Source organism: Vibrio sp. 10N.286.48.B8 (genome assembly GCF_003050085.1).
In the GTDB taxonomy this organism is placed as follows: Bacteria; Pseudomonadota; Gammaproteobacteria; order Enterobacterales; family Vibrionaceae; genus Vibrio; species Vibrio crassostreae.
In genome coordinates this window covers 1-13,565 of record NZ_PIGD01000005.1, presented here as the reverse complement: position 1 = coordinate 13,565, position 13,565 = coordinate 1, and the positions used below count along the sequence as shown (strand labels likewise).

The 13,565-nt window shown below is 45.7% G+C and carries 7 protein-coding genes, 1 tRNA gene, 1 rRNA gene, 1 pseudogene and 1 other annotated feature; of the genes and pseudogenes, 5 read left to right on the top strand and 5 right to left on the bottom strand.

Annotation, left to right across the window (positions count from 1 at the left end; genetic code table 11):
- Positions 1-64: 64 nt before the first annotated feature.
- Positions 65-2,083, bottom strand: a complete 2,019-nt coding sequence (rep, locus tag CWO08_RS07620; RefSeq protein ID WP_108020191.1) for a DNA helicase Rep — start codon at positions 2,081-2,083, stop codon at positions 65-67.
- Between the two features lie 180 nt (positions 2,084-2,263).
- Between rep and CWO08_RS07615 the strand changes: the two genes are divergently transcribed.
- The 4 genes from CWO08_RS07615 to CWO08_RS07600 all read left to right on the top strand — a co-directional run bounded on the left by CWO08_RS07615 (position 2,264) and on the right by CWO08_RS07600 (position 7,475).
- Positions 2,264-2,845, top strand: coding sequence for a TetR/AcrR family transcriptional regulator (locus tag CWO08_RS07615; protein WP_017629442.1), 582 nt, complete (start codon positions 2,264-2,266; stop codon positions 2,843-2,845).
- A gap of 18 nt (positions 2,846-2,863) precedes the next feature.
- Positions 2,864-3,970, top strand: coding sequence for an efflux RND transporter periplasmic adaptor subunit (locus CWO08_RS07610; RefSeq protein WP_065677334.1), 1,107 nt, complete (start codon positions 2,864-2,866; stop codon positions 3,968-3,970).
- An 11-nt stretch (positions 3,971-3,981) separates the two neighbouring features.
- On the top strand, positions 3,982-7,104 hold the full coding sequence (locus CWO08_RS07605) for a multidrug efflux RND transporter permease subunit (protein ID WP_017112133.1): 3,123 nt from the start codon (positions 3,982-3,984) through the stop codon (positions 7,102-7,104).
- Positions 7,105-7,223: 119 nt separating this feature from the next.
- The gene (locus tag CWO08_RS07600; RefSeq protein WP_009848085.1) at positions 7,224-7,475 is read left to right on the top strand and encodes an accessory factor UbiK family protein; all 252 of its coding nucleotides are present in this window, start codon (positions 7,224-7,226) and stop codon (positions 7,473-7,475) included.
- A gap of 274 nt (positions 7,476-7,749) precedes the next feature.
- Here the strand turns inward: CWO08_RS07600 and ilvC are convergent, their stop codons facing one another.
- On the bottom strand, positions 7,750-9,234 hold the full coding sequence (ilvC, locus tag CWO08_RS07595; RefSeq protein ID WP_048661257.1) for a ketol-acid reductoisomerase: 1,485 nt from the start codon (positions 9,232-9,234) through the stop codon (positions 7,750-7,752).
- 146 nt (positions 9,235-9,380) lie between these two features.
- On the opposite strand from ilvC, the gene ilvY reads away from it, so the two are divergent.
- Positions 9,381-10,271: an HTH-type transcriptional activator IlvY gene (gene ilvY / locus CWO08_RS07590; RefSeq protein ID WP_048612410.1), complete on the top strand. Its 891-nt coding sequence runs from the start codon at positions 9,381-9,383 to the stop codon at positions 10,269-10,271.
- A 125-nt stretch (positions 10,272-10,396) separates the two neighbouring features.
- Here ilvY and CWO08_RS07585 read toward each other — a convergent pair.
- The 3 genes and pseudogenes from CWO08_RS07585 to CWO08_RS07570 form a co-directional block, all read right to left on the bottom strand.
- Positions 10,397-10,487, bottom strand: a tRNA-Ser gene (locus CWO08_RS07585).
- A 69-nt stretch (positions 10,488-10,556) separates the two neighbouring features.
- Positions 10,557-10,673 (bottom strand): 5S ribosomal RNA (gene rrf / locus CWO08_RS07580).
- A gap of 131 nt (positions 10,674-10,804) precedes the next feature.
- Positions 10,805-13,565 (bottom strand) — a sequence feature (mutual gap in cmsearch alignment for this rRNA model is longer than 100).
- Positions 13,330-13,404, bottom strand: a pseudogene (locus tag CWO08_RS07570) (DUF3319 domain-containing protein); the annotation flags it as partial. Its footprint overlaps the feature before it by 75 nt.

The window sequence follows — 13,565 nt, the reverse complement described above, 5'->3', positions numbered from 1 at the left end:
AAAAAGGTGACCTCATGGTCACCTTTTTTATTGGCTTATAATATAGTGCTATTAAAGCTGAGCTTTATTTCTTGTTGAACATCGCACGAATATTCGCAATGTGTGCCTGCCCTTTTTCCATTCTTTCTTCAGCGGATTGAGGCTTCTTAACGCTTTCCCACTCCACATCATCGTGCGGCAGCTCATCAAGGAAGCGGCTTTGTGTTGGCTTTATTAATTCACCATATTGACGACGTTCACGACACTTAGTAAAAGTCAGCTCTTTCTGCGCTCGAGTAATCCCCACATACATAAGACGACGTTCTTCTTCTACGTTGCCTTCATCAACACTGGTTTGGTGCGGCAAGATGCCCTCTTCTGCTCCCATCAGGAATACATACGGGAACTCTAGGCCTTTCGATGCATGCAATGTCATTAATTGGACTTGATCTGCATCGTCATCATCCTCACCACGCTCCATCATGTCGCGCAGCGTTAAACGTTGAACCACCTCGCGCAGGGTTTTCTCTTCTTTGTCGTAATTGTCACCCTCAAGATCGGCCACAATCCAACTATAGAGATCAGAGACGTTCTTCATTCGCATTTCAGCGGCTTTCGGGCTCGCTGAGGTTTCGTACAACCAATCTTCGTAGTTGATGTCACGAACCAAAGAACGAACGGCTTCAACCGTATTACCACGCTCTGCATTGTCTGAGATACGAACAATCCAGTCACCGAAGCGGCGAAGATTTTCTAAACCACGCCCGGTCAGTGTCTGCTCTAAGCCCATCTCAAAACTGGCTTCAAACAGACTCTTACCACGCATATTGGCGTAACTGCCTAATTTCTCAAGCGTCACCGGACCAATCTCACGACGCGGTGTATTTACAATACGTAGGAAAGCGTTGTCATCATCAGGGTTCACCAACACACGTAAGTAAGCCATGATGTCTTTAATCTCAGCTCTAGCGAAGAAAGAGGTACCACCAGAGATCTTGTAAGGCACGCGGTTCTGCATCAGCGCTTTTTCTATCAAGCGAGATTGGTGGTTACCACGGTAAAGCACTGCGTAATCTTTGTATTCAGTACGGTTCAAAAACTTGTGCGCGATGATCTCGCCAGTAATACGCTCTGCTTCATGCTCTTCATTCTTAGCATTCAGTACCTTAAGCTTTTCACCGTCCGGGATCTCTGAGAACAGTGATTTTTCATAAACGTGTGGGTTGTTAGCGATCAAGATGTTCGCCGCACGTAAGATTCGACTGGTTGAGCGATAGTTTTGCTCGAGTTTGATCAAGCGAAGGTTCGGGTAGTCTTCACCCAGCAACACCAAGTTTTGCGGTTTTGCGCCACGCCATGAATAGATAGATTGGTCATCATCACCTACTACCGTCAAACGACCACGCTCTCCTACTAGTAAACGAACCAACTCATACTGGCTGGTATTGGTATCTTGGTATTCATCGACCAGTAAATAGCGGATACGCGACTGCCAGCGCTCACGCACTTCTTGATTAGTTTTCAGTAGTAATACCGGCATCGCAATCAAATCATCAAAATCGAGCGCGTTGTATGCCTTCATCTGTTTCTGGTACATCTCAAAACAGAATGCAAAAAGCTGTTCTTGTTCGCCTTGAGCTCGAGCTTTCGCCTGATCTGGCGTCAGCATGTCATTCTTCCAATTCGAAATCGCACTCATCAATGCACGCAATAAATCTTTATCGCCATCGATCTGTCTCTCTGTTAGCTCTTTTAACAGAGCTAACTGGTCTTGGTCATCAAACAGAGAGAAGCCAGCTTTTAAGCCCAGTGCTTTGTACTCGCGACGAATAATAGTTAGGCCCATGGTGTGAAACGTCGAAACAATAAGTCCTTTCGACTCACCTTTACCTAAGGTTTGACCAACACGCTCTTTCATCTCACGTGCCGCTTTATTGGTAAAGGTTACCGCTGCAATATTACGCGCCTTATAGCCACACTCTTGAACCAAGTAAGCGATCTTATTCGTGATAACACGTGTTTTACCGGATCCAGCGCCCGCTAATACTAAGCAGGGCCCCGAAACATATTTCACGGCTTCATCTTGTCTTGGGTTCAGTTTCATTTGGTTCTCAATTTGGTCTAGAGGAGCGAATTAAATTGCGCGCTTATAATAATGCTGCAACACCTCGAATGCTACGTTCTCTTATACAAGATTTTTACGCTGCTTGTGTAAAACTTTGTTGCACATGTGTGTGGTTCTTAGGCTATAATGAATGAACGTTCATTCACTGGTGATGGAATAATGACAACTCATGCACCTCGGGATAAACGCCAGCAAATACTTTCTGCAGCTGAAAAGCTAATTGCAGAGGTCGGTTTCCAAGGCCTTTCAATGCAAAAATTAGCCAAAGAAGCGGGAGTGGCTGCAGGCACTATCTATCGCTACTTCGATGATAAAGAGCACTTGATAGAAGATGTTCGAATGCTCGTGACTCAAAGAGTAGCTGATGCTGTTCAAGAAGGGGTTAATGATTCGGATCCAATTAAACAACGCTACCGTACTATGTGGTTGAACATATGGAACTTAGCAGGAACGAATTTAGCCGCAATAAAAAATCGAGTTCAGTATGACTCTCTACCCATCACAAATAGCCTAAACTTCAGGGAACTAGAACGTAAAATGTTTGCCCAAGTTGAGCTGCTATTTAATGAGGGGAAGGAACAAGGATTGTTTAAACCACTTAACAATGAAGTATTAGGTGGATTGAGCTTGGCGGCTAGTGTTTCTCTAGCACGCAAGCATTCTTTAGGATTTTACCAACTTGATGAGGCAGAACTAGAATCTGCAATCGAAGCCAGTTGGGACGCAATAATTAAACACTAGATCGGAGTTTTGACCATAATGAAAAAGTGGACTTTCTTCATGTTACTCATCGCTGTACTACTTTTCGGCAGCGTTATTGGGTTTAACATGTTCAAACAACAAAAAATTGCTGAGTATATGGCCAACCGCCCTGAACCAGAGTTTCCAGTAACGGTAACTGAAGTTCAGCCGATCGACTGGGTTCCAGTGATTGAAGCTATCGGCTTCATCGAACCTAACCAAGGTGTGACACTAGCGAACGAGACCAGCGGTGTTATTGACCAGATCTCTTTCGAGTCAGGTACTGATGTTAAGAGTGGTCAGCAACTGGTGCGTCTTGATTCTGACGTAGAGAAAGCAAACCTAAAGAGTTCTGAAGCTCGTTTGCCTGCTGCGAAAGCAAAATACAAGCGTTACCAAGGTCTATTCAAGAAAGGTTCTATCTCTAAAGAAGCGTACGATGAAGCAGAAGCGAACTACTTCTCTCTATCTGCTGACATTGAAAGCCTAAAAGCATCGATCGAGCGTCGTGAAATTCGCGCGCCATTCGACGGTACTGTTGGTATTCGTAACGTATACCTAGGCCAATACCTACAATCGGGTACCGATATCGTTCGTTTAGAAGATACCAGTGTCATGCGTCTGCGCTTCACAGTTTCTCAAACAGATATCTCTCGTATCAATGTTGGTCAGGCTATCGACATCTTTGTTGATGCTTACCCAGAGACACCGTTTGAAGGCTCTATCAGTGCAATTGAACCAGCTGTAAGCATCCAAAGTGGTCTTATCCAAGTTCAAGCAGACATTCCAAACAATGATGGCAAGCTTCGTAGCGGTATGTTCGCTCGCGCTAACATCATTCTGCCTAAACTAGAGAACCAAGTAACTCTGCCTCAAACGGCGATTACTTTCACTCTATACGGTGACAATGTTTACATCCTGACTGAAGAAGACGGCGTTCAACGTGTTGCTCAACATGTTGTAAAAGTAGGTGAGCGTACAGCTGATATTGCACACATCCTTGAAGGCGTTAAAGCCGGCGATACGGTTGTAACTTCTGGCCAAGTACGTCTAAGTAACGGTGCCAAAGTTAAGGTTGTTGAAAGTGATGCAATCACTCCACCATCTGAAACACCTAAGCTGTAACTGGAGGCACAATGCGCTTTACTGATGTTTTTATTAAACGTCCAGTTCTAGCGGTATCCATCAGCTTTTTGATTGCGCTGCTTGGCTTACAAGCAATCTTCAAAATGCAGGTGCGTGAATACCCTGAAATGACGAATACCGTCGTAACCGTAACCACGAGTTACTACGGTGCAAGTGCCGATCTTATCCAAGGCTTTATCACCCAGCCCCTCGAACAGGCTGTGGCTCAAGCGGATAACATCGACTATATGACTTCTTCTTCTGTGCTCGGTAGTTCTACTATTACCGTGAACATGAAGTTGAACACCGACCCGAATGCGGCGCTGTCTGACATACTGGCCAAGACTAACTCGGTGCGTTCTCAGCTTCCTAAAGAAGCAGAAGATCCAACCGTAACCATGTCTACCGGTTCAACGACAGCTGTACTCTACATTGGTTTTACCAGTGATGAGTTGGTGTCGAGCCAAATTACCGACTACCTAGAGCGTGTAATCAACCCGCAACTATTCACGGTAAATGGTGTATCTAAAGTCGACCTTTATGGTGGTATGAAATACGCACTGCGCGTATGGCTAGATCCATCAAAAATGGCAGCTGTTAACCTAACTGCTACTGATGTTATGTCGGTATTGAATGCCAACAACTACCAGTCAGCGACAGGTCAAGCTACTGGCGAATTCGTTCTTTATAACGGCAGTGCCGATACACAAGTATCAAACACTGAAGAGTTAGAGAACTTAGTCGTTAGAAGTGGTGAAGGTGAGATTATCCGTCTGTCTGACATCGCTAAGGTTTCTCTAGAGAAAAGCCACGACGTTTATCGTGCAAGTGCGAACGGTCAGGAGGCGGTTGTTGCAGCAATTAATGCGGCACCAAGTGCGAACCCAATCAACATCGCTGCAGATGTACTTGAGCTTCTTCCTCAGCTAGAGAAGAACCTTCCAAGCAACATCTCAATGAACGTAATGTACGATTCAACCATTGCGATTAACGAGTCAATTCAAGAAGTTATCAAGACAATTCTTGAAGCGGCATTAATCGTATTAATCGTAATCACATTGTTCTTAGGTTCATTCCGAGCGGTACTGATCCCTATCGTTACTATCCCACTATCTCTGATTGGTGTGGCAATGGTAATGCAGGCGATGGGCTTCTCTTGGAACCTGATGACACTACTGGCAATGGTACTCGCCATCGGTCTGGTGGTAGATGATGCGATCGTGGTACTTGAGAACGTCGACAGGCATATCAAGCTCGGAGAGTCCCCTTTCCGCGCTGCGATCATCGGTACTCGTGAAATTGCGGTCCCTGTTATCGCAATGACACTCACGCTAGGTGCGGTATACGCTCCAATCGCAATGATGGGCGGTATCACGGGCTCACTATTTAAAGAGTTCGCATTAACCCTAGCCGGTTCTGTATTTGTATCAGGTATCGTGGCACTAACGCTGTCGCCAATGATGTGTTCAAAAATGCTGAAAGCTCACGCTGAGCCGAGCAAGTTTGAACAGAAGGTTCATAGCGTTTTGGATGGTATGACTAACCGTTACGAGCGTATGCTTGGCGCGGTAATGCAACATCGTCCAGTATTTATTGGCTTTGCTATCATCGTATTTGCAAGTTTGCCGATGTTGTTCAAGTTCATCCCTAGTGAATTAGCACCTTCAGAAGATAAAGGTGTAATCATGCTAATGGGTACTGCACCATCTAATGCGAACTTAGACTTCATGCAAAATACCATGAACGACGTAAACAAGATTCTGTCTGACCAGCCAGAAGTCGCTTACGCGCAGGTGTTCACAGGAGTTCCTAATGCAAACCAAGCGTTTGGTATTGCATCTATGGTTCCTTGGAGTGAGCGTGAAGCAAGCCAATCTGAGGTAGCAAACCGCGTTGGTGGTTTGGTGAAAGATGTTCCAGGAATGGCAGTAACAGCCTTCCAAATGCCAGAACTACCAGGTGCAGGTTCTGGCCTTCCAATTCAGTTTGTTATTACAACGCCAAACAGTTTTGAAAGCTTGTTCCAAATCACCACTGACATTTTGACTGATGTAGCGACAAACCCACTATTCGTATACTCGGATCTCGATCTGAACTACGACTCAGCAACGATGAAAGTACACATCGACAAGGATAAAGCGGGCGCATACGGCGTAACCATGCAAGATATCGGTATCACGCTAGGTACCATGATGTCAGATGGCTACGTAAACCGTATCGACTTGAATGGTCGTTCTTACGAGGTTATCCCTCAGGTTGAACGTAAATTCCGTTTGAACCCAGAATCGATGAATAACTACTACGTACGTGCTGCGGACGGTAATGCTGTCCCATTAGGCAGTTTGATTACGATTGATGTTGTGGCAGAGCCTCGCTCTCTTCCTCACTTCAACCAATTGAACTCAGCTACGATTGGTGCAGTACCTGCTCCAGGCGCTGCAATGGGTGATGCAATTGCATGGTTTGAAGACACGGCGGCGAATAAGCTTCCAAGTGGCTACAACCACGATTACATGGGTGAAGCACGTCAATACGTAACTGAAGGTAGCGCACTTTACGCGACCTTTGGTCTAGCACTGGCTATCATCTTCTTGGTACTAGCGATTCAATTCGAATCTCTGAAAGATCCATTGGTTATCATGGTATCTGTACCACTGGCGATCTGTGGTGCCCTAATAGCTCTGGCTTGGGGTGCGGCAACAATGAACATCTACTCGCAAGTAGGTTTGATCACCTTAGTCGGCCTAATTACCAAGCACGGTATCTTGATCTGTGAAGTTGCAAAAGAAGAACAGTTGCATCATCACAAGACTCGTATCGAAGCGGTAATGGAAGCTGCGAAGGTTCGTCTTCGTCCAATCCTGATGACAACAGCTGCGATGATCGCGGGTCTAATCCCACTGATGTACGCAAGTGGTGCGGGTGCAGCTCAGCGCTTTAGTATTGGTATCGTAATCGTTGCTGGTCTAGCGATTGGTACTATCTTCACGCTATTTGTACTGCCAGTGATTTACAGCTACTTGGCTGAAAAACACAAACCTCTACCTGTATTTGTAGAAGACAAAGACCTAGAAAAGCTAGCTCGCGTCGATGAAGCAAAAGCGGCACACAGAGAATTAGCTGATAATAAGTAATCGCTAAGTCGTATTAACAATAAAAAGGCTACTTCGGTGGCCTTTTTTTATACGCCATAGGCGACATCTCAAGTGTGATTAAATAGAATAGTGGTAAATATTCAGGAGTTTTAATTGATATGTTTGATCCAAAAAAACTAGAGCAGATTGCTAAGCAGATCCACGATTCTATGCCTCAACCAGTAAAAGAGCTTGGTTCAGACGTAGATCAAAAAGTTCGCCAAGTTATCCAAGGCCAACTAAACAAGCTAGACGTTGTGAGCCGTGAAGAGTTTGATGTTCAAACACAAGTACTGCTTCGCACTCGCCAAAAGCTAACTGAAATGGAACAAAAGCTAGCTGACTTAGAAGCAAAGATTGCCGATAAGTAAGCGCAAAGCAAGAAAACTGAAAGGGTTGGTGTGAAAACGCCAACCCTTTTGTATTTCTGAGGATCAATCAAGACCTGAAAGTCGACGAAAACTGATCAAACAATGTTCATTTGATTGATTTTTAAGACTTTGTTACTAAAAGCAAAAAGGCTTGGTCAACGGCGACCAAGCCTTTTTATTAGATGTTGTGTTGCTTATTTATAACTCAAACCTGTAAGGAGTTAGTGATACTGCTTCGCTTTTTCTGCAAATTTATCAGTATCTAAGCGACTAATTAACCGCCTACAGCGATACGCTTCATGTCGCTCATGTAGCTACGTAGCTCTTCACCAATGTACTCTACAGGGTGGTTACGGATAGCTTCGTTTACTTCAATTAGCTTAGCGTTATCAACTTGGTTAGATGCTTCACCTAGACCGCGGCCGATTACGTCAGTTGCTACTGAAGGCATGAACTTCTCACGTAGTAACGGTGTTGCTACGTTAGCGAATAGGTAGTTACCGTACTCAGCAGTATCTGAGATTACAACGTTCATTTCGTAAAGACGCTTACGAGCAACTGTGTTTGCGATTAGTGGAAGCTCATGTAGAGATTCGTAGTAAGCAGACTCGTCGATGATACCTGATGCAGTCATAGCTTCGAATGCTAGCTCAACACCTGCACGAACCATAGCAACCATTAGGATACCGTTGTCGAAGTACTCTTGCTCTGAGATTTCTACGTCAGAAGCTGGGTAGTTTTCGAATGCCGTTTCGCCTGTCTCTTCACGCCAGCCTAGTAGGTTCACGTCATCGTTCGCCCAGTCAGCCATCATTGTGCTAGAGAAGTGACCAGAGATGATGTCATCCATGTGCTTGTTGTAAAGCGGACGCATTAGATCTTTAAGCTCTTCAGAAAGCTCAAACGCTTTAACTTTAGCTGGGTTAGATAAACGATCCATCATGTGAGTTACGCCACCAAACTTAAGTGCTTCAGTGATCGTTTCCCAACCGTATTGTAGAAGTTTGCCTGCGTAGCCAGGTTCGATACCGTCAGCAATCATCTTCTCGTAAGATACGATAGAACCCGCTTGTAGCATGCCACAAAGGATAGTTTGCTCACCCATAAGGTCAGATTTAACTTCCGCTACGAAAGAAGACTCTAGGCAACCTGCACGGTGACCACCAGTACCTGCAGCCCAAGCTTTAGCGATATCCCAGCCTTCACCTTTAGGGTCATTCTCTGGGTGAACAGCAATCAGTGTTGGTACACCGAAACCACGCTTGTACTCTTCGCGAACTTCAGAACCAGGACACTTAGGAGCAACCATTACAACCGTAAGGTCAGAACGTAACTGCATGCCTTCTTCAACAACGTTAAAGCCGTGAGAGTAACCAAGTGCAGCACCTTCTTTCATTAGAGGCATTACAGTTTCAACAACATTTGTATGTTGCTTGTCTGGAGTAAGGTTGATTACTAGGTCTGCTTGAGGGATTAGTGTTTCGTAGCTACCCACAACAAAGCCATTTTCATCAGCATTTTTGAATGATTGACGCTTTTCATCAATTGCTGCTTGGCGTAGAGCGTAAGATACGTCTAGACCAGAATCACGCATGTTTAGACCTTGGTTTAGGCCTTGAGCACCACAACCAACAATTACGATTTTCTTACCTTCAAGAAATTCAGCTTCTGTCGCGAATTCCTCACGATCCATAAAGCGGCAACGACCTAGTTGGTCTAGTTGTTCACGAAGGTTTAATGTATTGAAATAGTTAGCCATTCTAGGGCACTCCTTTAAAAATAAGTCCGTAAGGTCGATATCTCTCTATCGAATGACTTCATACTAAAACAGACACTCCGTTGCTGAAAGTGATATATTCACAATTAGTTATTGCAATAAATGCAACATGGAAACGATCGCAGAACATGAACATAAAATCTCTACAATTATTTATACATTTATGTGATAGCAAGAGTTTCAGCAAAACCGCTGCTGCTATGCATGTCAGTCCTTCAGCGCTGAGCCGTCAGATACAAAAACTTGAAGAGGAAACAGGACAAGAACTGCTTATCAGAGACAACCGCAGTGTTGATCTCACCCCAGCAGGAAAACACCTATTGCCTGTAGCACTAAGCATCGTTGGAGAGTGGCAGCAATACAATCTTCATTTGAAAGGTGGAGAGCAAGAGCTTAAAGGTGAGATCCGTATATTTTGTTCAGTAACAGCTAGCTACAGTCACTTACCTGAACTCATAACCGAATTTAGGGCTATTCATCCGTATATTGAATTTAAGCTCTCTACTGGCGATCCAGCTCAATCCATCGACAAGATTTTAAACGATGAGGCGGATATCGCGATTTCAGCAAAGCCAGACATTCTTCCTTCAAGATTAGAATTCGAGACCATCAGCGATATTCCACTATCCGTCATAATTCCATCAGGTGTCAGCAGCTTTAGCCAGCAACTTCAGTCTGACAAGCCAAACTGGAATGAAGTGCCCTTTATCATCCCTGAAGCAGGTACGGCGCGTGAACGTGCCAATGCATGGTTCAAAAAGATGAAGATAAAACCCAACATATACGCGCAAGTTTCAGGCCATGAGGCGATAGTGAGTATGGTGGCGCTAGGTTGTGGGGTAGGAATTGCACCTGACGTGGTGATTAACAATAGCCCTGTAAGAGATAAAGTCGACCGCTTAAAGATAGAACCCATCAAACCCTTTGAGTTGGGTGTTTGCTGCAAGAGAGCACAGTTAGAAAACCCATTAATTAGAGCATTTTGGCAGGTCGCCGAAGGAAAATATCTGCAAGACTAAAGAATATATAAGTGGTAACAAACGGGGATAGAGTCACAGATAAAGAGCACGTTAGTGCTCTTTTTGTTTTTCTAAACGACAGATATGAAAAAAGCCCGCTGATTTCTCAGCGGGCTTTTCAATGGTGGTGGAGGGATAGGGATTTGAACCCTAGAACCGCTATTAACGGTTGCCGGTTTTCAAGACCGGTGCTTTCGACCACTCAGCCATCCCTCCAACAAATTGTCATCAACAGATTTGTGCACTGTTGAGGTTGTTACTTGCTATGCAAATAACGAAATTAAAGCCTGGCGATGTCCTACTCTCACATGGGGAAGCCCCACACTACCATCGGCGCTATTGTGTTTCACTTCTGAGTTCGGCATTGGAATCAGGTGGGTCCACAATGCTATGGTCGCCAAGCAAATTTTGCTTTTACTTTCAGTTTTTAAAAAACTGAAGGCAAATAATCTGGAAAACTGATTTAAAAGTCTCTTCAAACTCATTCAAGCGTTTGGTATTTCTTTGAGTCCACAAAACCCCTTGGGTGTTGTATGGTTAAGCCTCACGGGCAATTAGTACAGGTTAGCTCAATGCCTCGCAGCACTTACACACCCTGCCTATCAACGTCGTAGTCTACGACAACCCTTTAGGACGCTTATAGCGCCAGGGAAAACTCATCTCAAGGCTCGCTTCCCGCTTAGATGCTTTCAGCGGTTATCGATTCCGAACTTAGCTACCGGGCAATGCCATTGGCATGACAACCCGAACACCAGAGGTTCGTCCACTCCGGTCCTCTCGTACTAGGAGCAGCCCCTTTCAATTTTCCAACGCCCACGGCAGATAGGGACCGAACTGTCTCACGACGTTCTAAACCCAGCTCGCGTACCACTTTAAATGGCGAACAGCCATACCCTTGGGACCGACTTCAGCCCCAGGATGTGATGAGCCGACATCGAGGTGCCAAACACCGCCGTCGATATGAACTCTTGGGCGGTATCAGCCTGTTATCCCCGGAGTACCTTTTATCCGTTGAGCGATGGCCCTTCCATTCAGAACCACCGGATCACTATGACCTGCTTTCGCACCTGCTCGAATTGTCATTCTCGCAGTCAAGCGGGCTTATGCCATTGCACTAACCACACGATGTCCAACCGTGTTTAGCCCACCTTCGTGCTCCTCCGTTACTCTTTGGGAGGAGACCGCCCCAGTCAAACTACCCACCAGGCACTGTCCGTAATCCCGATTCAGGGACCAACGTTAGAACATCAAAACTACAAGGGTGGTATTTCAAGGACGACTCCACCACATCTAGCGACGCGGTTTCAAAGTCTCCCACCTATCCTACACATGTAGGTTCAATGTTCAGTGCCAAGCTGTAGTAAAGGTTCACGGGGTCTTTCCGTCTAGCCGCGGGTACACTGCATCTTCACAGCGATTTCAATTTCACTGAGTCTCGGGTGGAGACAGCGTGGCCATCATTACGCCATTCGTGCAGGTCGGAACTTACCCGACAAGGAATTTCGCTACCTTAGGACCGTTATAGTTACGGCCGCCGTTTACCGGGGCTTCGATCAAGAGCTTCGACCGAAGTCTAACCCCATCAATTAACCTTCCGGCACCGGGCAGGCGTCACACCGTATACGTCATCTTACGATTTTGCACAGTGCTGTGTTTTTAATAAACAGTTGCAGCCACCTGGTATCTGCGACTCTCGTCTGCTCCATCCGCAAGGGACTTCACTGATAAGAGCGTACCTTCTCCCGAAGTTACGGTACCATTTTGCCTAGTTCCTTCACCCGAGTTCTCTCAAGCGCCTTGGTATTCTCTACCCGACCACCTGTGTCGGTTTGGGGTACGATTCCTTACAATCTGAAGCTTAGAGGCTTTTCCTGGAAGCATGGCATCAATGACTTCACTACCGTAGTAGCTCGACATCGTATCTCAGCGTTAGTAGCGGTCCGGATTTACCTAAACCACCCGCCTACGTACTTGAACCTGGACAACCGTCGCCAGGCCCACCTAGCCTTCTCCGTCCCCCCATCGCAATTGTAAGAAGTACGGGAATATTAACCCGTTTCCCATCGACTACGCCTTTCGGCCTCGCCTTAGGAGTCGACTTACCCTGCCCCGATTAACGTTGGACAGGAACCCTTGGTCTTCCGGCGAGGGAGTTTTTCACTCCCTTTATCGTTACTCATGTCAGCATTCGCACTTCTGATACCTCCAGCAGCCCTTACAGACCACCTTCAACGGCTTACAGAACGCTCCCCTACCCCACATACCCTAAGGTACGTAGCCGCAGCTTCGGTGTATAGCTTAGCCCCGTTACATCTTCCGCGCAGGCCGACTCGACCAGTGAGCTATTACGCTTTCTTTAAATGATGGCTGCTTCTAAGCCAACATCCTGGCTGTCTGAGCCTTCCCACATCGTTTCCCACTTAGCTATACTTTGGGACCTTAGCTGGCGGTCTGGGTTGTTTCCCTCTCCACGACGGACGTTAGCACCCGCCGTGTGTCTCCCGGATAGTACTTACTGGTATTCGGAGTTTGCAAAGGGTTGGTAAGTCGGGATGACCCCCTAGCCTTAACAGTGCTCTACCCCCAGTAGTATTCGTCCGAGGCGCTACCTAAATAGCTTTCGGGGAGAACCAGCTATCTCCAGGTTTGATTGGCCTTTCACCCCTAGCCACAAGTCATCCGCTAATTTTTCAACATTAGTCGGTTCGGTCCTCCAGTTGATGTTACTCAACCTTCAACCTGCCCATGGCTAGATCACCTGGTTTCGGGTCTAATCCTAGCAACTGTACGCCCAGTTAAGACTCGGTTTCCCTACGGCTCCCCTAAACGGTTAACCTTGCTACTAAAATTAAGTCGCTGACCCATTATACAAAAGGTACGCAGTCACACCACGAAGGTGCTCCTACTGCTTGTACGTACACGGTTTCAGGTTCTATTTCACTCCCCTCACAGGGGTTCTTTTCGCCTTTCCCTCACGGTACTGGTACACTATCGGTCAGTCAGTAGTATTTAGCCTTGGAGGATGGTCCCCCCATATTCAGACAGGATATCACGTGGTTAATTTAGCACGCCAAACTGTGTTATTAGCATCTATCGATTGAAGATGGACGCTTCGGTAAATTGAATTAGCCATATCTATTAATCATCTTTTTGTTTTCACTACATTAATCATAAGTATACTTATAATGATATCAAGCATAATATGGTAAAAAAACCTGTTGAGGTACGGTAATTTGAGAAAAAAAGTCCCTATTTTAACCGACTCTGTGATAATTAATTCATTTGTTGAAAAAT